Below are 22,514 nucleotides of genomic sequence, written 5' to 3' on the forward strand. Positions count from 1 at the left end.
GGCCTATCGCCGGACTATCGAAAACCGCATACCCGCCGGCAACACCGCACGGCCTTGAATACCGGACATGGTGGGTATCACGGTTTACGGGTGCGAGCAGGACGAGGCCGCACTGTTCCGGGAAATGGCGCCTCGCTGCGGTGTCACGCCGACCATCACCGGTGACGCGGTCACCGAAGCGAACGTCGAGCTGGCCATCGGGAACCGCTGCATCAGCGTCGGTCACAAGCACCGCATCGCGGATTCCACCCTGCTCGCGCTCAGCCGGGCCGGCGTGGCTTACATCTCCACGCGGAGCATCGGGTACAACCACCTCGATGTCGGATACGCGGCGAGTCTCGGCATTTCGGTGGGCAACGTCGCCTATTCGCCGGACAGCGTCGCCGACTACACGCTGATGCTGATGCTGATGGCCGTGCGAAACGCGAAATCCATGGTCCGGCGCGCGGACGCGCACGATTACCGATTGCACGACGTGCGCGGGAAAGAGCTGCGTGACCTGACCGTCGGCGTGATCGGGACCGGGCGCATCGGCGTGGCGGTGCTGGACCGGCTGCGCGGCTTCGGTTCCCGGGTGCTGGCCTACGACAGCCGTCCCCAGAACTCCGCGGACTACGTTCCGCTCGACGAGCTGCTCCAGGTGAGCGACCTGGTCACGCTCCACACGCCGTTGACCGCGGACACGTTCCACCTCTTGGACCGACGGCGGATCGCGCAAATGAAACGCGGCGCGTACGTCATCAACACCGGACGCGGTTCCCTCGTCGACACCGAGGCGCTCGTGCCGGCACTGGAAGCCGGGCGGCTGGGTGGCGCGGCGCTGGACGTCGTCGAAGGAGAAGAAGGCATCTTCTACGCCGACTGCCGGGGCAAGCCGCTCGAAAGCGAATCGCTGGCACGGCTGCAAAGCATGCCGAACGTGCTGATCAGCCCGCACACCGCCTATTACACGGACCACGCGCTGAGCGACACCGTCGAAAACAGTCTCGTCAACTGCCTGACCTTCGAAAGCAGGGAGCAACATGGATAGGGTGAAGGTCGGAATCCTCTTCGGGGGCGCCACCGAAGAGCATCCCGTCTCGGTCAAGTCCGCGCGGGAAATCGCGAAACACCTCGACACCGGAAAGTTCGAACCGTTCTGGATCGGGATCACGAAGACCGGCGAGTGGAAGCTCTGCGACGGGCCCGGCGAGGGCTGGGAGGACGGCCGTCCGGTCGTGCTTTCGCCGGACAGCAGCGTCCACGGCCTGCTCGTCCTGGAGGCCGGGAAGTACCGCGCGATCAGGCTGGACGTCGTGCTGCCGGTCCTGCACGGACGACTCGGCGAGGACGGTGCGATGCAGGGTTTATTGGAATTGGCCGGCGTGCCGTACGTCGGCTGTGACGTCCCGAGTTCCGCGCTGTGCATGGACAAGTCCCTCACCTACCTCGTCGCGAGGGACGCGGGAATCGCGACGCCGGACTTCCGGACGGTCACGGCGGACGAGCCGGCCGACCCGGACGGGCTGACCTATCCCGTCTTCGTCAAGCCGGCCCGGTCGGGGTCGTCTTTCGGCGTCAGCAAGGTGTCCGGCGCAGACGAGCTGGCGGGCGCGGTGGCGGCGGCGCGGCAGTACGACTCGAAGGTGCTGATCGAAGAGGCCGTCGTCGGCAGCGAGATCGGCTGTTCGATCCTCGGGAACGACGCGGAGCTGAGCACCGGCGAGCTGGACCGCGTCGCGCTCTCCCACGGGTTCTTCAAGATCCACCAGGAGAGCGACCCCGAAAGCGGCTCGGAGAACTCGACGTTCATCGTGCCCGCCGACATCCCGCCCGAGGCGCGCGCGCTCGTCATGGAGACGGCGAAGGCCGTGTACCGCGCACTGGGGTGCCGGGGACTGTCGCGAGTGGACATGTTCCTGAAGGACGACGGGACGGTGGTCCTCAACGAGGTCAACACGTTGCCCGGCTTGACGTCCTACAGCCGCTACCCGCGGATGATGGCCGCCGCCGGGGTGCCGCTCGGCGAGCTGATCGACCGGATGATTTCGCTGGCGCTGACGGGAAAGCCGCGGTGAACGCCGATTTCGTCTTCGTGGACGAGGTCGCGCCCGGCATCCGCTGGGACGCCAAGTACGCCACCTGGGACAACTTCACCGGCAAGCCGGTGGACGGCTACCTCGTCAACCGCGTCGCCGGGACCCGGGCGTTGAGCGCGGCCCTGGAACGAGCGCAGGGCAAGGCCGAAGCCCTCGGCTTCGGCCTGCTCCTCTGGGACGGCTACCGCCCGCAGCGCGCCGTCGACTGCTTCCTGCGCTGGTCCCGACGGCCGGAAGACGGCCGGACGAAGTCACGCCACTACCCGAACATCGACCGGACGGAGATGGTCGAAAAGGGTTACGTGGCCGCGAAGTCGGGGCACAGCCGGGGCAGCACCGTCGACTTGACGCTGTACCACCTGGCCACCGGCGAGCTGGTCCCGATGGGTGGCGACCACGACCTGATGGACCCGATCTCCCACCACGGCGCCGGCGGGATCACGCCGGCCGAAGCACGCAACCGCGACCACCTCCGGTCCATCATGGAAGCCAGCGGCTTCCGCCCGTACGCCCGCGAATGGTGGCACTACACGCTGGACGGCGAACCGTACCCGGACACGTACTTCGACTTTCCCCTCACCGGACCGCACGGGTGACCGCGGGCAGGTGCACCGTGACGCGGAGGCCGCCGCCGGCTCGGGGGGTGAGGGTGAGGGTGCCGTCGTGGGCCCGGGTGATGCTGTCGACGATGGCCAGGCCGAGGCCGACTCCCGCGTGGTCGGCGCGGACGCGTTCGGTGCCGCGCTGGAACGGCTCGGCGAGCGTGGCCACCACCTGCGGGGTGAGCTGCGCACCGCTGTTCTCGACGGTGAGCACGACTCCCTGGGGCCGGACGCCCGTCGTGACCCACACCGTGCCCCGCTCCGACAGGTTGTGGACGATCGCGTTGTGCACGAGGTTCGTCGTCATCTGCAGCAGCAGGGCGGACGAGCCGACGGTGGGGGTCTCGTCGCCGGCGGTCTCGATGGTGAGAGCGTGTTTTTCCGCGAGGGGGAGGAGCGTTTCGGTGGCTTCCTCCGCGATGAGGGAGAGGTCGACGGGCTCTTCGGTGAACGACCGCTGGTTGGCGCGGCTGAGCAGGAGCAGCGCTTCGGTGAGGTCGATCGCCCGGGTGTTGACGGCGTGGAGGCGGTCGACCAGCTCGGCCGGGTCGTGGTCGCGATCGGCGCGGGCCACGTCGAGCAGGGTCCGCGTGATCGCCAGCGGGGTGCGCAGTTCGTGCGAGGCGTTGGCGGCGAACCGCCGCTGCGCGTCGACGTGGGCTTCGAGCCGGGCGAGCATGCCGTCGAAGGCGTCGGCGAGCTCGCGGAACTCGTCCCAGCGGCCCTCCAGCCGGATGCGGTGCGACAGCGACCCGTCCGCGGCGACGCCGGTGGCGTCGACGATGCGGGTCAGGGGCGCGAGCATCCGGCCGGCGAGCACCCAGCCTCCCGCGAGGCCGACCACCAGCAGGAAGAGCAGCACCGCGCCCGCGGCGGGGGCGAAGGCGCGGATGAGCACCCGGCCCGGCGGGGCCATCACCACGTGCATCGTTTCCATGCCCAGCCGCTGGTAGTGCATGAGGAACAGCCCCACGGCCCCGAGCAGCAGGGCACCCGTGACCATGACGAAGCCGGCGTAGCTGAGGGTGAGCTTGAGGCGCACGCTCAAGCCGGGCTTCCTAGTCAACGTCTCCTCCCGGCTGCCCGGTGTCGATGCGGTAGCCGACGCCGGGCACGGTCACGACGACCCACGGCTCGCCGAGCCGCTTGCGCAGGGTGGAGACGGTGATGCGGACGGCGTTGGTGAAGGGGTCGGCGTTCTCGTCCCAGGCCCGCTCCAGCAGCTCTTCGGCGCTGACGACCCCGCCTTCCGCGGCGACGAGGACTTCGAGCACCGCGAACTGCTTCCGGGTCAGCGCGACGTACCGGCCGTTCCGGAAGACCTCGCGGCGGAACGGATCGAGCCGCAGCCCGGCGATCTCCCGCACCGGCGGCCGGTGGTGCGCGCGCCTGCGGTCGAGCGCCCGGAGCCGGAGCACGAGCTCGCGGAGGTCGAACGGCTTGGTGAGGTAGTCGTCGGCGCCGAGCTCGAACCCGGTCGCCTTGTCGTCGATCCGGTCGGCCGCGGTGAGCATCAGGATCGGCATGCCGCTGCCGGAGGCGACGATGCGCTCGGCGATCTCGTCACCGGAGGGGCCGGGGACGTCGCGGTCGAGCACCGCGAGGTCGTAGGCGTTGACGCTCAGCAGCTCCAGCGCGGTGTCCCCGTCGCCGGCGATGTCGGCCGCGATCGCCGCCAGGCGCAGCCCGTCCCGGATGCCTTCGGCCAGATAGGGTTCGTCCTCGACGACCAGCACACGCACCCTGCCGATCGTACGAGCCGGACCCTATCCCCGGCATATCGGAAGCGGCGTACGCGCCGGCAATGCCGGGCTGCCTTGACTGGCGGCATGACCGACCGCGAACCAGCACGAACGACGACCCGCGTTCCGGGCGAAGCCGACGGTGCCGTGCCCGACGGCACGACGGTCTTCGACGACGGCGTCCCGGCCGTGGCCAACCTCGATCCGGCGCTCCTCGCTGCGCTGCGCCGGGCCGCGACGGACGCGGGTGTCGAGTTCCGCGTCAACGGTGGCTGGCGGTCCCCGGACTACCAGCGCCGGCTTCGCCGCTCGGCGGTTTCCCGGCACGGTTCCGAGGAAGAAGCCGCCCGCTGGGTCGCCACGCCGGAGACGTCCCCGCACGTGTCGGGCAACGCGGTCGACGTCGGGCCCGCCGAGGCGCAGGCGTGGCTGTCGGAGCACGGCGCGGCGTACGGGCTTTGCCAGATCTACCGCAACGAGCCGTGGCACTACGAGCTGCGCCCGGAAGCCGTCGAGCACGGCTGCCCGCCCCGGTACCCGGACCCCACGCACGATCCCCGGATGCGGCGGTGAGCGCGGCCGTGTCAGCTTATGTTGACGAACCGAGCATTGTCAGCATAAGCTGACGGCATGGAGACACGAGCGGAAATCGCCGAGAGCGCGGCGAGCACCGATCCGGACGTCGGCCTGCGCGCCGTCGCGGCGCTGCGGCTGCTGACCGAGGAACTCGAACAGCTGCAAGTGGACCGGGCACGGCGTCTGGGGTGGTCGTGGCAGGACATCGCGGCGCGGCTGGGGGTCAGCAAGCAGACGGTCCACCGCAAGCACGGCAGGCGGGCGCGATGAGGAACCCGAGGTTCGACGAAGACGCGCGTGCCCTGGTGCGGCTGGCGCAGGACCGCGCGCGGGTGCTGCGGCATCCCTGGCTGGGGACGGAGCACCTGCTGTACGCGGTCGCGGTCTCCCCGGGCCGCGAAGGGGTGGTGGCCCGCGAGCACGGCGTGACGCCGGAGGGCGTTTCCGCGGAGACGTCCAGGTTGCTGGCGCGGCCGCGGAGCGTTTTCGACACCCTGGACGCCGAAGCGCTGGCGACGCTCGGGATCGACCTGGGGGCGGTCCGGGAGGCCGTCGAGGCGTCGTTCGGTGCGGCGCCGGTGCGGCCGGTCGCGGTCCGGCGGCGGCGCCGGGTCCGCCTGTCGGGTCACCTTCCGGTCACCGGACGGGTGCGGTCGTGCCTGACGGCGGCCGTGCGGGAGGCCGGCGGAGCCCAGATCGGCGCGCCGGGACTCGCCGCGGTGGTGGTGGCGACCGACGGGGGGCTGGTCCCGCCGATCCTGGCCGCGCTGGAGGTGCCGGCGCCGGAACTGCGTGCCGCCATCCTCGGCCGGGCGGGGTGACCGTCGTGGTCCGACCCGCACGGTGGCCGCTCGCGGTCTCGCTGGTGGTCTGGGCGGGCAGCTGGCGGATCATGTACCTGGAGGTGACGCGCTGGCGGCACCTCGACACCCGGCTCCGGTTCGTCACCCCCGCCGTTCCGCCGGGCTGCCCGTCGCCGCGGCCCGGCCGGCCGGTGCGCCTGGCGCGTGCCGCGGCCGTGGTCGCACCGGTGGTTTCGGCCGGGCTGCTGTGGTCCCGGGCCCGGCGGTCTCGTCCAGCGACCCGAAGCTGAGGCCGCGGCGGCGGCCGTCGGCGATCAGGCCGGGCAAGGCGCCGAGGGTCGCGCGCCACGCGCCGTTCCCGGTGGTGATGTCGCTGTCGTGCAACAGGATCGTCCCGCCGTCGCCGAGCCCGCCGGTCACGCGGCGGTGGATCGACGCCGGGGTGCAGCCTTCAGTCCAGTCGAAACCCCAGGTGCTCCACAGGATCGGGGTCAGGCCGAGCCGCCGTGCCGAGAGCAGGGACGCGGTGCTGAAGACGCCGTAGGGCGGCCGGAACCAGCGCGGCACCGTCCCGGTGATGCGGTGCAGCAGGTCGCGCGTGGCCTCGAGGTCCCGGTGGGTCGCGCGCGGGGATCTGCGGAGCAGGCAGCGGTGGTCCCAGCCGTGCACGCCGATCTCGTGACCGGCCGCCGCGATTTCGCGGACCAGCGCCGGCGCCTTCCGGGCTTCGGCGCCCAGGAGGAAGAAGGTGGCACGGACGTCGTGGTCGGCGAGGAGCTGCAGGAACCGGGGGGTCGACTCGGCGGCGGGGCCGTCGTCGAAGGTCAGCGCGACGTGGCCGGGCGACGTCGCGCCGGCCAGTCGGGGCAGGAAGGCGCGCCGAGGGCCGGGCAGGAACGCCGCGGCGGGCGCGGCGTGCGCGCCGAGCGCCACGGCGGCGGCGAGGGCGAGAGCGGTCTTCACGTGAGTTCCCTGGGTTCTTCCGGGAGAGTCGAGGTGTCGGTGGCGGACGCGGGGGATTTGGCCGGGTGCGTGGTGTGGAGGGTCGCGCCGAGGGCTACGGCGGCGGTGGGTATGAGGGACTTGGCCAGGCGCGTGGTGTGGAGGGTCGTGCCGAGGGTTGCTGCGGCGGCGAGGGCGGTCTTCACGCGAGTTCCATGAGCTTTTCCAGGAGTGTCGAGGTGTCGGCGGCGGGCGCGGGGGACTCGATCGGGCGCGCGGTGCGCAGCGCCGCGGCGAGTTCGCCGCGGCCGTGCAGCCAGGGGACCAGGCCGATCCGGTCGAGCACGGCGGCGTTGGCGCGGCCGTGTCCCGGCAGGCACCGGTAGGTGACCACCGGCACGCCGCTGGCGAGCGCTTCGGACGTCGTCAGCCCGCCGGCGTTCTGCACCACCGCGTCGACGGCGTGCAGCAACCGGGGCATGTCCTCGACCCAGCCGAACACGTGCCGGTGCCCGGCGGCGGTCAGGTGCTCCCGCAGCGCGCTGTTGCGGCCGCAGACGACGACCGGGACCGCGACGCCGGACGCCGCGACGTCCGCGGTCGTCTCGCGGACGTCGCCCACCCCCCACGACCCGGCGACGACCAGTGCCAGCCGCCCTCGCCCGGGCAGCCCGAAGGCTTTCCGCGCCTCGCCGCGTTCGGCGTCCGCCGGCGGCCGGAACCGTGGCCGGACCAGCGGGGCCGCCACCGCCACCTGCGGCGCGCCGAGCGCGCGGGCCTCCTCCGCGGCGGAGTGGTTCTGGGCGATGTGCAGGTCGGCGGCGGGGTGCACGCACAGCCGGTGCACGGCGGGGTCGGTGAGGTACACCGCCAGCGGAGCGGCCAGGGTGCGGCGGGCCCGCAGGTCGGCCAGTGCGTGGGTGGCGAGCGGGTAGGTCGAGACGGCGAGCCCGGCGCCGCCGAGCGCGGTGCCCAGCCGGCGGCACGCCAGGCTCGCCGCGCGACGCGCCAGCCCGGCACCCCAGGCCGTGCCGAGCGCCGCCAGCGTCCAGTCCCAGCTGCGTGGCACGACCTCCAGCTGGCGGTGGTAGAAGCCGCACAGACGGCGGCCCAGGGAGCCGGGCAGCAGGTCGAGGAAGTCGAGCACCTCGACGTCGTGCCCGGTCAGCCGGTCCGCCAGGGCGTACGCGGCTCCGTCGTGCCCGGCGCCGACGCGCGCCGAGACGATCACGATGCGCGTCATGATCCTCCGTTCTACGACAACTGCGTAGAAGTTTTACAGGCCCGTAGATTAAAGTGCGGTGACGGGATGGCGGCAAGGTGGGCCGTCGCGAGTGGGGCAGCCGGGCACTTGTCCGAAATGGACGAAATGTGGCCCGGTCTTCCATGGTGCACCCGATTGTGTCCATTGTGGACGTTCGAGCGATGCTGTTCACCGGCTGTTCGCGCCGTGGCCGCCTGGTGGCCGGGTCGGCGGCGTGGGATGCCGGGGACGGCCCAACCCCGGGCCGTGCCGAGGAGGAAGCCCTTGTCCCCGCACAGGATTCGCGCCACCGCCGCGCTCGCCGCGCTGGCGCTGCTCCCCACCGCCGCCCCGGCCGCGTCGGCCGCGGACGGTCACCCGGGCGGACGTCACGTCCTGCTGATCTCCGTCGACGGCCTCCACCAGGCCGACCTCGCCGCGTACGCCGCCCGGCACCCGGGCTCGGCCATGGCCGGGCTGCTCGGCCGCGGGACGGCCTACAGCGACGCGCGCACGCCGGTGCCGTCCGACTCGTTCCCCGGCCTGATCGGCCAGCTGACCGGCGGCGACCCGGCCGCCACCGGGATCTACTACGACGCCACGTACAACCACGGCCTGCTGCCCGCGGGCACGACGTCGTGTGCCGGCGCGAAGCCCGGGGCGCAGGTCGACCTCACCGAGGACCTCGACCGCGACCAGAGCCGGCTCGACGCCGGTCAGGGCCTGACCGGCCTGCCGGGCTCGGTGCTCGGCATGACCGGAGCACCGCAGACCCTGCTGAACCAGGCCCTCCTGCCGGTCGACCCGCGCACCTGCCGTCCGGTGCAGCCGCACGAGTACCTGAAGGTCAACACGGTCTTCGAGGTCGCCCGCCAGGCCGGTCTGCGGACCGCCTGGTCGGACAAGCACCCGGCGTACGAGATCCTCGACGGGCCGTCGGGCACCGGCGTCCAGGACCTCTTCACCCCGGAGATCAACAGCACCGGCCCGGCCGGCACCGGCGACTGGACGACCGACAACGCCGCGACGCGGCAGTACGACGGTTACAAGGCGCAGGCCGTGCTCAACGAAATCGACGGCTACGACCACGGCCGGACGCGCCAGGTCGGGACGCCCGCGGTGTTCGGGCTGAACTTCCAGTCCGTGTCGACCGCGCAGAAGCTGCCGATGTCGGGGGGCGAGCCGGGCGGCTACCTGCCGGGCGGGCAGGTCCCGGGGCCGGTCCTCGGCGCGGCACTGGACTTCGTCGACGGCCGCATCGGCGCGTTCGTGGCCGAGCTGCGCCGCCAGCACCTCGACCGCACCACGACGATCATCCTGTCGGCCAAGCACGGCCAGTCGCCGACCGATCCCGCCGCGCTGACCCGCGTCGACGACGGCAAGCTGCTCGACGGCCTGAACGCCGCGTGGAAAGCCGGCCACCCCGGCGCCGGCGACCTCGTCGCGCAGGCGGTCGACGACGACGCGATGCTGCTCTGGCTGGCCGATCGCTCGCCGGCAGCCACCGAATTCGCGAAGCGCTACCTGCTGGCCCAGGACGGCACCGGCACCGACCGCACCGGCGCGGCCAAGGCGTTCACCGGCGCCGGGCTGCAGAAGGTGTATTCCGGCGCCGACGCCGCCCGCTACTTCGGGGTGCGGCCCGGCGACGACCGGGTGCCGGACCTCTTCGGCGTCACGCAGTACGGCGTGGTGTACACCGGCGGCACCAAGAAGATCGCCGAACACGGCGGCGTCGCCCCGGACGACCGCGCGGTGCCGCTGGTGGTCAGTGGCCCGCACGGCCGCGGCGACACCGTCACCACGCCGGTGACGACCACCCGGATCGCGCCGACGATCCTCCGGCTGCTCGGCCTGCCGCCCGAGGCGCTGCAGGCGGTCCGGCTGGAGGGAACGCGAGTGCTGCCCGGCATCGGCTGACGCTGCGGCCTGGTGGCGCGGTCACGCGCCTAGTGGCCGGCCTGTGCGATCTCGATCCCGTCGTGCAGGTCGGCTGCGCTGTCGAGGGCGGCCTGGGCGGAGAGTTCCTGCCACGCCGATGACCAGTGCGGCCAGCACCACCATCGGAACGCGGCCGCGGGCGTCAGCAACGCCGAGACAGCGCCTAGTGGCCGGCCTGTGCGATCTCGATCCCGTCGTGCAGGTCGGCTGCGCTGTCGAGGGCGGCCTGGGCGGAGAGTCCTGCCACGCCGATGACCAGGGCGGCCAGGACCACCATGGGAACGCGGCCGCGGGGTGGGGCCGCGGGCGTCAACAACGCCGAGACCCGGCGGGGCACCGGTCCGCCGGTCGCGGCGAGGGCGAACCCCGGCTGCGGACGGCCGGCGAGCGCGGCCTTGGCCACCGCGTGCGCGACGACCGTGCGGTCGCCGACCCGGCGCACGGCGGCCTCGTCCGCCCAGCGTTCGAGGGCGAACCTCGCCGCCGTGCCGAGCGGCCGCAGGAGCGGGTTCAGCGACGAAGACAGCGTCAGCGCCATCAGGAACAGGTGGTGGCGCGAAGCCAGGTGCGCCCGCTCGTGCGCCAGCAGGGCCGAGCGCTCCCGCGGGCTCAGCACGGCCAGCATGCCGCTGGAGACCGCGATGCGGCCCCCGCGACCCGGCACGGCGAACGCCACCGCCTCCTCGCCGGGGAGCAGCACCACCCCGCCGCCGGGGTCGTGCTCGTCCAGTGCGCGGCCCAGGGTCCGGGCCCACCGCGCGTACCGGACGACCGCGCGCATCAGCAGGACGGCGAGCACGGCGAGCGCCACGCCGGCGGCGATCGACGCGGGGACGTAGACGCCGCTCTGCGCGCGCAGGGTCTGCGGCGACCACCGTCCGAGCGCGGCGACCGCCGGGAGCAGGGACAAGCCCGAGAGGGCCAGCACCGCCAGGGCCGCGGTGCTCCCGGCCGCGAGCACCAGGCAGGCGCCGGTGGCCAGCCAGCTCGCCGTCCGCGGCGGCAGCCGGGGCACGACCAGCCGCGCCACCGGCAGCGCCAGCAGCGGCAGCAGCAGGGGGATCAGCGAGTCCGTGGTCATCACTGGCCGCGGAGGAGTTCGCGCAGGACGGCCTCGTCCGAATCGGACAGCTGGGTCACGAACCGGGCCAGCACGCTGCCGCGGTCCGGTTCGCCGTCGAGGACCTTCGTCATCTTCCGGGCGGCGAGCCCGGCCTCGTCGTCGACGGCGTGGTACCGGAAGGAGCGGCCGTGCTTCTCGCGCGTCGCGACGCCCTTGTCGTGCAGCCGGGTGAGGATGGTCACGACCGTCGTGTACGCGAGCTCGTCTTCGAGCCGGGCCTGGACATCGGTGGGGGACAGCGGTTCGCTCGTGCTCCACAGCACGCTCAGCACCTCGGCCTCGAGCGCGCCGGGCGCGCGCCGGGCCGTGTCCTTCCGCCGGTTCCGCATGCCCCGAAGTTACACCGCTGCCGGTCAGCGAAGGGTGAGCACGGCGAGCGCGGCCGCTCCCGCGAGCACGCAGTAGAGCGCGAACGGCGTCAGCGTCCGGGTGTGGAAGTACCGGGTGAGGAACCGCACGGCGAGGTAGGCGCTGGCGAACGAGGCGAGGCTCCCGGCCAGCACTTGGCCGTGGATGCCGGCGCCGAGCGGGCCGAACAGGTCCGGGATCTTGAGCACGCCGGCGGCCAGGATCACCGGCGTCGCGAGCAGGAAGGAGAACCGGGCGGCGTCTTCGTGCGACAGGCCGCGCAGCAGCCCGGCGACCATCGTGACGCCGGAGCGGCTGATGCCGGGCAGCAGGGCGAGCACCTGCGCGCTGCCGATGAGGACGCCCCGGCCGAACGACATGCGCGACAGCCGCTCGTCGGCGGCGACGTCGGTGTCCGCGGCGGCACCCGGCGAGTCGGCGGCGACCGGCGTGGCGACCGCGCGGCGCCGCAGGAGCTCGCCGCCGTACAGGACGACGCCGTTGGCGATGAGGAACGCCGCGGCCGGGACCGGCTTGCCGAGCGTGGTGCGGAACAGGTGCTCCAGCAGCAGGCCGCTCACCCCGACCGGGATGGTCGCGAGGACGATCAGCCAGGCCAGCCGCTCCCCGGACGTCTCGACCCGCCGGTGCCGGATCGAGCTGAAGAACCCGCCGACGATCCGGACCCAGTCCCGCCGGAAGAACAGCAGCAGCGCCGCGGCGGTCGCCACGTGCAGGCCCACGATGAACGCCAGGTACGGCGACTCGGGCGCCGACACGTCCAGGTCCCGCGCCCACTTCCCGCCGACCACCGCCGGGATCAGGACGGAGTGCCCGAGGCTCGACACCGGGAACAACTCGGTGACGCCCTGGAAGGCGCCGACGACGATCGCTTCGAAGTAGTCCAGCACAGCGCCTTCCCGAGGTTTGTTTCTACGGACGTGTAGAAATACTACATGGATGTCGTAGTGACGGACCGGCCCGGACGCCGGTGGAAGGCGGCCGCCCGATGAACCCGTTGAGCGCCACGTCGTGGCTGTCGAGCCTGGGCACGGCGGGGGTCTTCCTGGTCCTGTTCGCCGAGACCGGCCTGCTGATCGGCTTCTTCCTCCCCGGCGACTCCCTGCTGTTCACCGCGGGCCTGTTCTGCACCACCAGCGCCACCGCCCCGGTCCACCTGTCCCTGCCTGCCGTACTGGTCGCGTCCGCGGCGGGCGCGTTACTGGGCGCCCAGACCGGCTTCCTCCTCGGCCGCCGCGGCGGCCGGGCCCTGCTCGCCAGGACCCGCAACCGGCACCTGCACCAAGGGCTGACCCGCGCGGAAGAGCTGTTCGGCCGCTACGGCCACGCCAAGGCCATCGTGCTGGCCCGGTTCGTCCCGGTGGTGCGGACGGTGCTGAACCCGCTGGCGGGCATCCTCGCGGTGCCGGCCCGCACGTTCACGATCTGGCAGACCGTCGGCGGCCTCGTGTGGTCGGCGGGTCTCACGCTCGCCGGGTACCTGCTGGGCGCGAGCATCCCGGGCATCGACCAGTACCTGCTGCCGATCGTCGCGCTCGTCGTCGTCATCTCGCTCGTCCCGTTGGCACTCGAATTCCGCCGGGATCGCCGGCGGCGCGGAGAAACCCGGGATCCCGGCGCCTGACCGCCGGAACCGGCCGACGAGCGGTCCGGGTCGCGTTCAGCCGGCGGCTCCGCCGGTGTCATCCGAAGTTCACGGTGTGCTGATTCACTTCACCCGTTCACGAACTTCTCGCGACGAGGACGAATTGACACAGTCAGTGCCTCCCAGGGGTGACCCGCTGGCCGGGTTCTCCGCCGAGCTCGAAGAGATCCAGGCGAAGGCCGCGGCGGCTCAGGAGCAGCTCCGGTCCGCGGTCGCGACCGTGCAGGCGCCGGACGGCGCGGTCACGGTGACGGTCGGCCCGAGCGGCGTCCTGCAGGACCTCCGGTTCGGCCCCCGCGCGTACGAGCGTCCCCCGCAAGCGCTTTCCGGTCTGGTGATGCAGCTGATCGGCCGGGCGCAGCAGAAGGTTTCGGCCCAGGTCGCCGACGCGTTCAGCGGCATGGTGGGGGCGGACTCGGCCGCCCGCGAACTCCTGGACGAGTTCCTGCCGGCGCCCGAACCGGACGAGCCGGCGCCCCCGGGCAAGAGCGACGTGTTCCTGCCGGAGCAGGAGGCCGAAGACCGCCCGCCGCGGCCGCCTTCGCCCCCGCACCAGGCGCCGCCACCAGGCCCCCCACGGCCGCAGCAAGGTCCGCCGCGTCGTCGTCCCCGGCCCGAGCCGGAAGACGACGACGGCGAGAGCAACCCCTGGTAGCAGGGAGGAGAACCAGTGGTTTCCGGAGAAGGGTTTTCGGTCGATCCGGCCGAACTGCAGAAGTTCAGCCAGTTCCTGTCAGGCACCACGCAACCGGCGGTGCAGGACGCCGCGAACCGGATGCAGGCCGCCAACGGGTTCGACAACGCCGCGTTCGGCATCCTCCTCGCCCAGGTGCTCGCCGTGCCTTCGCGGATCACGATGGGGGTGATCGCCGGCGAGATCACCAAGCTCGTCGGGGACATCGGCAAGTCCGCCGACGACGTGAAGAAGGCCGCCGAGACGTACGCGACCCACGACTCGAACACGGCGCAGGGGTTGCGCACCTTCGAAACGGAGCTGGGCAAGTGACCGTTCCCATCACGGCATCGAACTCCACGACCGGGGCCGGCGTCTTCGACAGCTGGAAGCAGGTGGGCGACTCGATCGGCAAGGTCCAGACCGAGCACGGCGGCGACCTCGCGGCCGTCGGCGTCGAACTGGGCATCAACCTCCTCAGCGCCGCGCTCGACACCGTCGCGTTCGTCATGGACCCCCTCGCGAAGCTGATCGCGGCGGGCCTCGGCTGGCTGATCGAGCACGTCTCGTTCCTGAAGTGGCCGCTCGACCAGGTCGCGGGCAACCCCGCGGAGGTCACGAAGATCGCCAATGAGCTCCACAAGATCGGCGAGTCGCTGCGCGACACCGGCACGTCGCTGGACGACACCCTCAAGTCGACGATCACCCAGTGGCAGGGCAAGGGCCACGACAGCTTCGTCAAGTCGATCGACGACCGGAAGGGCTGGATCGACGCCAACGCCAAGGCGTCCGACGTCGCCGGCTACATGGTCGAGACCACCGGGGCGCTGATCGGCGCGGTCCGCTCGCTGCTGCGCGACATCATCACGACGATCCTCGGCGACATCATCTCCACGATGCTGATCGCGCTCGCGCTCGCCATCCCCACCTTCGGCGCGTCGATCGCCGTCGGGGTGACCAAGTGCGTCGCGACCGTCTCGGTGCAGGTCGCGGCGATGACGGCGAAGCTCGCCAAGGTCGTCGCCTACGCCGGTCGCACGCTGGCCCGGCTCACCCAGCTGTCGAAGCTGGTCAAGCCGAAGGCGGGCGCCTCGAACGCGGGCCACGAGCTGAGCACCCTGCCGCCGCACGGTGGCGGGGTGCCGAACTTCTCGCGGCCGCTGCCGAAGCCGCCGGGCACCGCGGTCACCCACGACGGCCCGCCCACCACCGGCGGCGCCACGCCCAGCACCCGGCCCCCGGGTGACGGCACGACCCCGAACTTCTCGCGGCCACTGCCGCCGCCGGGTACCGCGGTCACCCACGACGGGCCGCCCACCACCGGCGGTGCCACGCCCAGCACGCGGCCCCCGGGCGACGGCACCACGCCGAACTTCTCGCGCCCGCTGCCCAAGCCCGCGGACCCGCCGCCCGCGCCCAAGCCGCCGTCGCCGAAGTCGCACCTGAGCGACCACGACATCTCGACGATCAAGAAGCACGAGGACTGGCTGAAGACCAAGTTCGGCGACAGCTACAAGAAGATGAAGTTCGTCGACGACTGGCTGAAGGCCAAGCACCCGGACTACTACCCGATGCTGAAGGCGCTTTCCGACGCGAAGAGCTCGAAGAACTTCGTGGGCTGGGCGGGCAAGGGCATCGTGCAGGTCGACCGCGGCCTCACCGACATCCAGATGCAGGCGGAGGCCGCCTGGGCCGAGGAAGACAAGAAGCAACAGCAGCCGAGCTAGCCGGAAACGCCGCCGCGGTGGGCGGCGTTCGCCGGTGCGGGACAAGGGAAGCGCGTCTGCTAGCGCAGGGCGGCGACCACGCGCTCGGCGATGTCCCGGGCCCGCGGGGAATCCGCCGCCACGCCGTCCCGCAGCGCGGCCTGCGCTTCCAGCAGGAGACTTCGCTGCCGCTCGGCGCGGGCCAGCATTTCCGGCGTGGTCATCAGCTTGCCCCGCTCGGTGCCGAAGGCGCGGTGGTAGAACTTCCGCACCGACGTCCGGAAATCCTCGTCCCGCACCAGGTCGGCCAGCTCGATCCACGCCTCGAGCTGCTCGGTGGACGGCTCCTCGGGCAGGCGCGGCCGCCGGCTGTACAGCCGCTCGACGTAGGCGGGGTGGACGTCCAGGCCGTCGGTCACGAAGTCCCAGAACTCGTCGACGAGCCGGGCTGGTCTCGGCGGCCAGCACCCGGCGGATGTCGTCCAGGCTCGCGCCCAGGTCGCGCAGGGTGCGCACGAGCTCGAGCCGGGCGATGGCGTGCACGTCGTACTGCCGGAAGCCGCCCTCGGTGAGCGCGGTGGGCGCGACGACGCCTTCGTCGGCGTAGAACCGGATCGCACTCACGCTCAGGCCGGTGCGGCGGGCGACGTCCCCGACGGGGTAGAGCTCGGTCATACCCGCCACTGTGCGATCTCGAGCGGCTCGAGAGTCAAGCGACGTGGCGTGCGGGTTTCGACCGTCGTCGAATCCCTTGCCCCCGGCTGTCCGGCCGCAGAAAGATCGGCGGCGTGCCGAAAATCCACCGGGCCCTCGTCCTCGCGATCACCGCGGCGACCGTCTCCACCCTCGCCGCACCGGCCGCGCACGCGGACACGATCCACCAGGTGCCGTGCACCGCGCCGGACTTCTTCCACTTCCAGGACCGGAACTTCAACCAGACGTGCTACGCCTACGCGGGCGTGACCGAGCCGGACCTGCCGGGCATCACGGCCTGGAGCAGCGGCAACAACGCGGGCTACTTCGTCTGGTCCGACTTCGACGGCGGGCCGTTCACCCGGTTCTTCGGCAAGAACGAGCACGGAACCCTGCCGGACCGGAGCACCTACATCGAAAGGCTGAACATCTACTGAGCTTTCGCCGCCCGGCTCGCGCGGGGCGCGGCCGAGCGGGGCGGCGTCGAGCGCATGTGGTCCCGCACCGGCGCCAGCAGGCGCGCGAGGGTCTTGACGTCGTCGCGCGACAGCGGTTCGAAGAGCAGGCCGCTGACCACCTCGACGTGCCCGGGCAGCACGGCCGCGAGCCGCGCGCGCCCGGCGTCGGTGATGGTGACCGTGACGCTCCGCTCGTCGTCCGGCGAAGGTGTTCGGACGACCAGGCCCGCTTTCTCGAGCAGGCCGGCCTGGTAGGTCAGGCCGCTGCGGCTGTAGACGACGCCGTCGGCGAGGTCGGTCATGCGGTGGCTGCCCGTCGGCGCGTCCCCGAGGCGGGCCAGCAGCTGGAACTGCACGTAGCTGAGGTCGCCGGCTTCGCGCAGCTGCTGTTCGACCGCGTGCCGCAGCAGGCTGGTCACCTCGATGAGGTCGAAGTACGCGCCGAGCTGCACGGGGTCGAGCGACGGTGGGGCGTCGGACATGACCCGGAGTCTACTGCTTCGAATTCGAAGGGGCCGCGCCGGAAGCCGGGCCGCCGCCGGTGCACACTGGCGTCATGTCGCTGTCCGATCTCGGCGCCGCGGTCCGCTGGTTGCGCGAACACACCGAGCCCGCCGCCGGGCCGCGGGCCGGACGGCGGGTTCGCGGTCTGCGCCGGGAGGAACTGGCCGAGCTGGCCGGGGTGTCCGCGGACTACGTGCGGCGGCTGGAGCAGGGCCGCCGCCACCCGTCGGCCGGCGTGGTGACCGCGATCGCGCGCGCGTTGCGGATCAGCCGGGCGGACTACGAACGGCTCTGCGCCCTCGCCGGATATGCCGCGTCCGACGGGCAGGTCCCGCGCGAAGCCGGGACGGCGGCGATGCGGCTCCTCGAGCGGTTCGACGACACCCCCGCGTTCCTGGCCGACGCGGCGTGGAACGTCGTCGCCGTCAACGGCGCGTGGCTGGCGCTCGGCGGCGGGGCGGCGACCGGGTCCGGTCGGGACTGGAACGTTGCCTGGCGCACGTTCTGCGACCCGCGTGGGGAGATCGATCGCGCCGAGGACCACCAGGCCGGCTTCCAGGCCGTGCTGGCCGCCCGGTTGCGGGACACGTCCCTGCGCTACCCGGCGGACGCGTCGCTCGCGGAGCTCGTCGACGAGCTGCGGAGCACCAGCGGTGCGTTCGACACCTTGTGGCGCACCCCGAAAACGGTTTCCGCGTACGAGAACCGGGCGGTGTTCCAGACTTCGGACGGTGAGGACCTCACGCTCGACGGCAGTCTGCTCGGCGTGCCCGGGGACGACCTGATGGCGGTGGTCCTCACGGCGGCACCGGGCTCGGCCGACGCGGCCCGGCTCGGTGCGGTCGTCCGTGCCGCCGGCGGGCCGTCCGTCGTCAGGGTGGGCCAAGCCGGCCCAGGCTGATCAGGTCCCCGGCCGCGATCCTGAGGTCCGGGTGGATCAAGGGCACCTGCGGTGACCGACATCACTTGCTTCGAATTCGAAGCAGCAGTAGCGTAGCCGGTAGTTGCTTCGAATTCGAAGCGAATGGATCTCAGTGAAGGTGAGAACCCCGATGAAGGCAGTGCGCTTCCACGAGTACGGCGCCCCCGAAGTCCTGCGCTACGAGGACGTCGAACAGCCGGTCCCGGCAGCCGGGCAGGTCCGGGTCCGCGTCGCCGCGACGTCGTTCAACTCCGTCGACGGCAACATCCGCGGCGGCTTCATGCAGGGCCCGATCCCGGTGGTGCTGCCGCACACCCCCGGCATCGACGTGGCCGGCACGGTCGACGCGCTGGGCGAGGGCGTGGACGGCGTCCAGGTCGGCGACCAGGTGGTCGGCTTCCTGCCGATGGACGGCGACGGTGCCGCCGCGGAGTACGTCCTCGCGCCCGCCGAGGTCCTCACGTCCGCACCCGGGACCGTCCCGCTGGCCGACGCCGCCGCGCTGCCGGTGGTGGGTCTCACTGCGTACCAGGCGCTGTTCGACCACGCCAAGCTGACGGCCGGGCAGCGCGTGCTGATCAACGGCGCCGGCGGCGCGGTCGGCGGTTATGCCGTGCAGCTGGCCAAGGGGGCCGGTGCCCACGTCATCGCCACGGCGAGCCCGCGCAGCGGCGACGCGGTCAAGTCCGCCGGCGCCGACGAGGTCGTCGACCACACCACCACCGCGGTAACTGACGCCGTGCCCGAGCCGGTCGACGTCGTGCTCAACCTCGCGCCGGTCGACCCGGCGGAGCTGGCCGCGCTGGTCACCCTGGTCCGCCCGGGCGGGGTCGTGGTGAACACGACGGTGTGGATGCCCGCACCCAGCGACGAGGCGCGCGGCGTGCGCGGCATCGATCTGTTCGTCCGCAGCGACGCCGACCAGCTGGCGAAGCTGGTGGCGCTGGTCGAGGCCGGCGAGCTGCGCGTCGACGTCGCCGAGCGGGTGCCGCTGCCCGAGCTGCCGGCGCTGCACGCCCGAGCCGCCGAAGGTTCGGTGCACGGCAAGGTCGTCATCGTCCCGGCCTGACGCGAGCCGTCCCCGGCAACGTTGACCGGTGCCGACGTGGCCACCTGACCCGGCGCACCGGTGCCCAGGTAGTAGTTTCTTCTCGTGATCGAGGGGAGCTGACGCCAGTGGCGCGTCTTCATGTCGGCTGCGCGATGTGGACCCACAAGGCGTGGCCCGGGCGGTTCCTGCCGCCGTCGCTACCGGCCGGGGAGCGCCTGCGGGCCTACGCCGGCTGGTGCAACGCGGTCGAGGGCAACACCACCTTCTACGCGACTCCCGCCCGGACCACCGTCGCGAACTGGGCGCAGCAGACCGGCCCCGGCTTCCGGTTCGTGGTGAAGCTGCCCAAGGTCGTCACGCACGAGCGCCGGTTCGCCGGGGTCGAGGCCGAGATGCGGGCGTTCCTGGACGCAATCGAGCCCCTCGGCGACCGGGCGGTCCTGTGGACCCAGTTGCCCGGCTCGTTCGGCCCCTCGGACGTCGACGCGCTCGGCCGCTTCCTGCGCCGGCTCCCCGCCGGCCGCCGGCGGGCCGTGGAGGTGCGCCACCCCGGGTTCTTCACCGATGCCGGCTCGACGTCGCTGCTGGAGGGGACGCTCGCCGACGCGGACGCCGAGTGGGTGCCGTTCGACACCACGGTTTTCTTCCAGCGCCCGCCGGTCAGCGAGGCCGAGCAGGACGCCTGGGCGAAGAAACCGCGGCTGCCGCGGCGGACGCGGGCCCTGACCGACCGGCCGATCGTCCGGTACCTGGGCCGGGACTCGGTCGAGGAGACGGTCGAAGGGTGGCGGCCGTGGACCGCGGTGGTCGCCGGCTGGCTGCGCGAGGGCCGGTCGCCGACGGTTTTCCTGCACACCCCCGACAACGACGACGCACCGGCGCTCGCCCGCCGCTTCCACGACGACGTGCGAGCGCTGGTGCCCGGCCTGGACGCACTGCCCGAGCCGGCGCCGGTCGAGCCCGCGACCCTGTTCTGAGCGGTCTTCGCGCACGGGCCCGGCAGCTTCAGAAGTCCAGGTCGGCGGGTGCGGCGGGGACTACGGCGGTCTTCTCCGGCTTGTCGGCGACCACGGCTTCGGTGGTCAGGAACAGCGCGGCGATGGACGCGGCGTTCTGCAGCGCGGACCGGGTGACCTTGGCCGGATCCGGCACACCGGCGGCCAGGAGGTCCTCGTACCGGCCGGTGGCGGCGTTCAGGCCGTGGCCGAAGGGCAGGCCCTTGACCTTCTCCACCACGACGCCACCCTCGAGGCCGGCGTTCACCGCGATCTGGCGCAGCGGCGCCTCCACGGCGATCTTGACGACGCCGGCGCCGGTGGCCTCGTCACCGGACAGCGTCAAGCCCTCGAACGCCCGCTGGGCGGCCTGGAGCAGCGCGACGCCACCACCGGCGACGATGCCCTCTTCCACGGCGGCTTTCGCGTTGCGCACCGCGTCCTCGATGCGGTGCTTGCGCTCCTTGAGCTCGACCTCGGTCGCGGCGCCGGCCTTGATGACGGCCACGCCGCCGGCCAGCTTGGCGAGCCGTTCCTGCAGCTTCTCGCGGTCGTAGTCGGAGTCGCTCCGCTCGATCTCGGCGCGGATCTGGTTGACCCGGCTCCGGAGCTGCCCGGCGTCGCCGGCACCGTCCACGATGGTCGTCTCCTCCTTGGTGACGACCACCTTGCGGGCCTTGCCCAGCAGGGACAGGTCCGCGTTCTCCAGCTTGAGGCCGACGTCCTCGCTGACGACCTGGCCACCGGTCAGGACGGCCAGGTCCTGGAGCATCGCCTTGCGGCGGTCGCCGAAGCCGGGAGCCTTGACGGCCACCGACTTGAAGGTGCCCTTGAGCTTGTTCAGGATCAGCGTGGCCAGTGCCTCGGTCTCCACGTCGTCCGCGACCACCAGCAGCGGCTTGCCGGTCTCCATGACTTTTTCCAGCAGGGGCACCAGATCCTTCACCGAGGCGATCTTCGCCGAGGTGAACAGCAGGTAGGGCTCGTCGAGGACGGCGTCCATCCGGTCGGTGTCGGTCACGAAGTGCGCGGACAGGTAGCCCTTGTCGAAGCGCATGCCCTCGGTGAGCTCCAGTTCGAGGCCGAAGGTGTTGCTCTCCTCGACGGTGATGACGCCTTCCTTGCCGACCCGGTCCATGGCCTCGGCGATCAGCTCGCCGATGGTGGGGTCGGCCGCGGAGATCGACGCGGTGGCCGCGATCTGCTCCTTGGTCTCGATCTGGACGGCGGCCTTGTGCAGCTGCTCGACGACGGCCTCGACCGCCTGTTCCATACCGCGCTTCAGCGCGATCGGGTCGGCACCGGCGGCGACGTTGCGCAGCCCCTCGCGGACCAGGGCCTGGGCGAGCACGGTGGCGGTGGTGGTGCCGTCGCCCGCGACGTCGTCGGTCTTCTTGGCGACCTCCTTGACGAGCTCGGCCCCGATCTTCTCCCACGGGTCGTCGAGTTCGATCTCCTTGGCGATGGAGACGCCGTCGTTGGTGATGGTCGGCGCGCCCCACTTCTTGTCGAGCACGACGTTGCGCCCTCGCGGGCCGAGGGTCACCTTGACGGCTTCGGCGAGGATGTTCAAGCCGCGCTCGAGACCGCGGCGGGCGTCCTCGTCGAACGCGATCATCTTGGCCATGGTGCTGGTCCTTTCCGGACGGTGGGCGGTACCTGGCTGGCACTCCGCGGTGCCGAGTGCCAGCCCCACAGTACACAAAAGTGCGTGTACGCAAAATTGCGTTCACGCATGACCGTCGCTAGAGTGAGCGCATGGAACCGGATCAGGACGCGCCGGATCCCGGGCCCCGTCCCGGGTTGCGCGAGCGGAAGAAGCTGGCCACCCGCGAGGCGCTGAGCGTCGCCGCGCTGCGCCTGGCGCTGGAGCGCGGCCCGGACAACGTGCGGGTCGACGACATCGCCGACGCCGCGGGCGTGTCGCCCCGGACCTACAACAACTACTTCTCCAGCCGGGAGCAGGCCATCGTCGCCGCGGTCACGGCCGAGCGGGCGCTGCGGATCGCGGCCGCGCTGCGCGCCCGTCCCGCCACCGAACCCCTGGACCGGGCGGTGATCGAGACGGTCGTCGAGCAGTACACCGGTGAACCGGCCGGCGAGGCACTGACGATGATCACCACGACCCCGCGGCTGCGGGCGGAGTTCATCGAGGCCGCCTCCGCGATCCACTCCCCGCTCGCCGCCGCGCTGGCCGACCGCGTCGGCGATCCCTTCGCCGCCGATGTGCTCGCCGCCGCGGTTTCGGCGGCGGCCCGGGTCGCCCTGCGGCGCTGGGTGAGCCCACCGGCCGGCGAAACACCGGCCGGCGAAACACCGGCCGGCCAGGGATTCCTGGTCGTCGCGGACCGTCCCCTGCCCGAGCTGTTGCGCGAAGCGCTGGACTGCCTCGCCCCCGCCTTGCGGGCGGCCGCGGTGCGCGCTTCTCCGACTTCGCCGGAGCAGTAG

General features: G+C 72.2%; 27 protein-coding genes and 1 pseudogene. 16 read left to right on the forward strand and 12 right to left on the reverse strand.

What is annotated here, in order from left to right:
• Window positions 1-67 precede the first annotated feature (67 nt).
• Genes vanH through vanX form a run of 3 tightly spaced genes read left to right on the forward strand, consistent with a single transcriptional unit; the run spans window position 68 to window position 2,674 of the window.
• Entirely contained in the window at window positions 68-1,030 is a 963-nt protein-coding gene (gene vanH / locus OG738_RS21165; protein WP_442875914.1) for a D-lactate dehydrogenase VanH, read from the forward strand.
• Window positions 1,023-2,057 carry a D-alanine--(R)-lactate ligase gene (vanA, locus tag OG738_RS21170; protein ID WP_329056128.1) on the forward strand — a complete coding sequence of 345 codons (1,035 nt, stop codon included), beginning with the start codon at window positions 1,023-1,025 and terminating at the stop codon, window positions 2,055-2,057. The genes vanH and vanA overlap by 8 nt, the downstream gene beginning before the upstream one ends.
• Entirely contained in the window at window positions 2,054-2,674 is a 621-nt protein-coding gene (vanX, locus tag OG738_RS21175; protein WP_329056129.1) for a D-Ala-D-Ala dipeptidase VanX, read from the forward strand. Before vanA ends, vanX begins: the two co-directional genes overlap by 4 nt.
• Here the strand turns inward: vanX and OG738_RS21180 are convergent.
• Window positions 2,655-3,728 carry a sensor histidine kinase gene (locus tag OG738_RS21180; protein WP_442875915.1) on the reverse strand — a complete coding sequence of 358 codons (1,074 nt, stop codon included), beginning with the start codon at window positions 3,726-3,728 and terminating at the stop codon, window positions 2,655-2,657. The two genes, vanX and OG738_RS21180, sit on opposite strands and share 20 nt — an antisense overlap.
• Before the next feature lie 10 nt (window positions 3,729-3,738).
• Complete coding sequence (locus OG738_RS21185; protein WP_329056131.1) at window positions 3,739-4,422, reverse strand: response regulator transcription factor; 684 nt, start codon at window positions 4,420-4,422, stop codon at window positions 3,739-3,741.
• Between the two features lie 87 nt (window positions 4,423-4,509).
• On the opposite strand from OG738_RS21185, the gene OG738_RS21190 reads away from it, so the two are divergent.
• The 3 genes from OG738_RS21190 to OG738_RS21200 are packed head-to-tail and all read left to right on the forward strand — an operon-like array spanning window position 4,510 to window position 5,819.
• Window positions 4,510-4,995 carry a M15 family metallopeptidase gene (locus OG738_RS21190; protein ID WP_329056132.1) on the forward strand — a complete coding sequence of 162 codons (486 nt, stop codon included), beginning with the start codon at window positions 4,510-4,512 and terminating at the stop codon, window positions 4,993-4,995.
• Window positions 4,996-5,052: 57 nt separating this feature from the next.
• Entirely contained in the window at window positions 5,053-5,268 is a 216-nt protein-coding gene (locus tag OG738_RS21195; RefSeq protein WP_329056133.1) for a helix-turn-helix domain-containing protein, read from the forward strand.
• Complete coding sequence (locus OG738_RS21200) at window positions 5,265-5,819, forward strand: Clp protease N-terminal domain-containing protein (RefSeq protein WP_329056134.1); 555 nt, start codon at window positions 5,265-5,267, stop codon at window positions 5,817-5,819. The genes OG738_RS21195 and OG738_RS21200 overlap by 4 nt, the downstream gene beginning before the upstream one ends.
• A 123-nt stretch (window positions 5,820-5,942) precedes the next feature.
• Here the strand turns inward: OG738_RS21200 and OG738_RS21205 are convergent, their stop codons facing one another.
• From OG738_RS21205 to OG738_RS21215, 3 genes are read right to left on the reverse strand one after another with little or no spacing between them, the layout of a single operon-like run.
• Entirely contained in the window at window positions 5,943-6,764 is an 822-nt protein-coding gene (locus tag OG738_RS21205; RefSeq protein WP_329056135.1) for a polysaccharide deacetylase family protein, read from the reverse strand.
• Complete coding sequence (locus OG738_RS21210) at window positions 6,761-6,949, reverse strand: hypothetical protein (RefSeq protein WP_329056136.1); 189 nt, start codon at window positions 6,947-6,949, stop codon at window positions 6,761-6,763. The genes OG738_RS21205 and OG738_RS21210 overlap by 4 nt, the downstream gene beginning before the upstream one ends.
• Window positions 6,946-7,986 carry a glycosyltransferase gene (locus OG738_RS21215; RefSeq protein ID WP_329056137.1) on the reverse strand — a complete coding sequence of 347 codons (1,041 nt, stop codon included), beginning with the start codon at window positions 7,984-7,986 and terminating at the stop codon, window positions 6,946-6,948. The genes OG738_RS21210 and OG738_RS21215 overlap by 4 nt, the downstream gene beginning before the upstream one ends.
• 285 nt (window positions 7,987-8,271) lie before the next feature.
• On the opposite strand from OG738_RS21215, the gene OG738_RS21220 reads away from it, so the two are divergent.
• Complete coding sequence (locus OG738_RS21220; protein WP_329056138.1) at window positions 8,272-9,906, forward strand: alkaline phosphatase family protein; 1,635 nt, start codon at window positions 8,272-8,274, stop codon at window positions 9,904-9,906.
• A gap of 184 nt (window positions 9,907-10,090) precedes the next feature.
• On the opposite strand, the gene OG738_RS21225 is transcribed toward OG738_RS21220, so the two are convergent.
• From OG738_RS21225 to OG738_RS21235, 3 genes are read right to left on the reverse strand one after another with little or no spacing between them, the layout of a single operon-like run.
• Entirely contained in the window at window positions 10,091-11,008 is a 918-nt protein-coding gene (locus OG738_RS21225; protein ID WP_329056139.1) for a M56 family metallopeptidase, read from the reverse strand.
• Window positions 11,008-11,379 (reverse strand): BlaI/MecI/CopY family transcriptional regulator, encoded by a 372-nt coding sequence (locus OG738_RS21230; protein ID WP_329056140.1) that lies wholly within the window; start codon window positions 11,377-11,379, stop codon window positions 11,008-11,010. Before OG738_RS21230 ends, OG738_RS21225 begins: the two co-directional genes overlap by 1 nt.
• A gap of 24 nt (window positions 11,380-11,403) precedes the next feature.
• On the reverse strand, window positions 11,404-12,309 hold the full coding sequence (locus tag OG738_RS21235; RefSeq protein ID WP_329056141.1) for an undecaprenyl-diphosphate phosphatase: 906 nt from the start codon (window positions 12,307-12,309) through the stop codon (window positions 11,404-11,406).
• Window positions 12,310-12,407: 98 nt separating this feature from the next.
• On the opposite strand from OG738_RS21235, the gene OG738_RS21240 reads away from it, so the two are divergent.
• The 4 genes from OG738_RS21240 (at window position 12,408) to OG738_RS21255 (ending at window position 15,464) form a co-directional block, all read left to right on the forward strand.
• Window positions 12,408-13,043 (forward strand): DedA family protein, encoded by a 636-nt coding sequence (locus OG738_RS21240; protein WP_329056142.1) that lies wholly within the window; start codon window positions 12,408-12,410, stop codon window positions 13,041-13,043.
• A 136-nt stretch (window positions 13,044-13,179) separates the two neighbouring features.
• A complete protein-coding gene (locus OG738_RS21245) occupies window positions 13,180-13,719 on the forward strand; it encodes a YbaB/EbfC family nucleoid-associated protein (protein ID WP_329056143.1) in 540 nt (179 codons plus the stop codon).
• Window positions 13,720-13,734: 15 nt separating this feature from the next.
• Window positions 13,735-14,070 (forward strand): hypothetical protein, encoded by a 336-nt coding sequence (locus OG738_RS21250; RefSeq protein ID WP_329056144.1) that lies wholly within the window; start codon window positions 13,735-13,737, stop codon window positions 14,068-14,070.
• Window positions 14,067-15,464 (forward strand): hypothetical protein, encoded by a 1,398-nt coding sequence (locus tag OG738_RS21255; protein WP_329056145.1) that lies wholly within the window; start codon window positions 14,067-14,069, stop codon window positions 15,462-15,464. The genes OG738_RS21250 and OG738_RS21255 overlap by 4 nt, the downstream gene beginning before the upstream one ends.
• A 59-nt stretch (window positions 15,465-15,523) precedes the next feature.
• Here the strand turns inward: OG738_RS21255 and OG738_RS21260 are convergent, their stop codons facing one another.
• Together OG738_RS21260 and OG738_RS21265 are read right to left on the reverse strand one after the other, a co-directional pair.
• The gene (locus OG738_RS21260) at window positions 15,524-15,862 is read right to left on the reverse strand and encodes a hypothetical protein (RefSeq protein ID WP_329056146.1); all 339 of its coding nucleotides are present in this window, start codon (window positions 15,860-15,862) and stop codon (window positions 15,524-15,526) included.
• A 97-nt stretch (window positions 15,863-15,959) separates the two neighbouring features.
• Window positions 15,960-16,118, reverse strand: a pseudogene (locus OG738_RS21265) (helix-turn-helix domain-containing protein); the annotation flags it as partial.
• 113 nt (window positions 16,119-16,231) lie between these two features.
• On the opposite strand from OG738_RS21265, the gene OG738_RS21270 reads away from it, so the two are divergent.
• Window positions 16,232-16,573, forward strand: a complete 342-nt coding sequence (locus OG738_RS21270) for a hypothetical protein (RefSeq protein ID WP_329056147.1) — start codon at window positions 16,232-16,234, stop codon at window positions 16,571-16,573.
• On the opposite strand, the gene OG738_RS21275 is transcribed toward OG738_RS21270, so the two are convergent.
• Entirely contained in the window at window positions 16,567-17,076 is a 510-nt protein-coding gene (locus OG738_RS21275) for a MarR family winged helix-turn-helix transcriptional regulator (protein WP_329056148.1), read from the reverse strand. The genes OG738_RS21270 and OG738_RS21275 overlap by 7 nt on opposite strands.
• A gap of 74 nt (window positions 17,077-17,150) precedes the next feature.
• Here OG738_RS21275 and OG738_RS21280 point away from each other — a divergent pair, with 74 nt between their 5' ends.
• The 3 genes from OG738_RS21280 (at window position 17,151) to OG738_RS21290 (ending at window position 20,048) form a co-directional block, all read left to right on the forward strand.
• A complete protein-coding gene (locus OG738_RS21280; RefSeq protein ID WP_329056149.1) occupies window positions 17,151-17,999 on the forward strand; it encodes a helix-turn-helix domain-containing protein in 849 nt (282 codons plus the stop codon).
• A 151-nt stretch (window positions 18,000-18,150) separates the two neighbouring features.
• On the forward strand, window positions 18,151-19,089 hold the full coding sequence (locus OG738_RS21285; RefSeq protein WP_329056150.1) for an NADP-dependent oxidoreductase: 939 nt from the start codon (window positions 18,151-18,153) through the stop codon (window positions 19,087-19,089).
• A 134-nt stretch (window positions 19,090-19,223) separates the two neighbouring features.
• Window positions 19,224-20,048, forward strand: a complete 825-nt coding sequence (locus OG738_RS21290; protein ID WP_329056782.1) for a DUF72 domain-containing protein — start codon at window positions 19,224-19,226, stop codon at window positions 20,046-20,048.
• Window positions 20,049-20,076: 28 nt separating this feature from the next.
• On the opposite strand, the gene groL is transcribed toward OG738_RS21290, so the two are convergent.
• Entirely contained in the window at window positions 20,077-21,693 is a 1,617-nt protein-coding gene (gene groL, locus OG738_RS21295; protein WP_329056151.1) for a chaperonin GroEL, read from the reverse strand.
• A 131-nt stretch (window positions 21,694-21,824) separates the two neighbouring features.
• Here groL and OG738_RS21300 point away from each other — a divergent pair, with 131 nt between their 5' ends.
• Window positions 21,825-22,514, forward strand: coding sequence for a TetR/AcrR family transcriptional regulator (locus OG738_RS21300; RefSeq protein WP_329056152.1), 690 nt, complete (start codon window positions 21,825-21,827; stop codon window positions 22,512-22,514).

Origin of the sequence: Amycolatopsis sp. NBC_01488, assembly GCF_036227105.1 — a bacterium.
GTDB lineage: Bacteria > Actinomycetota > Actinomycetes > Mycobacteriales > Pseudonocardiaceae > Amycolatopsis.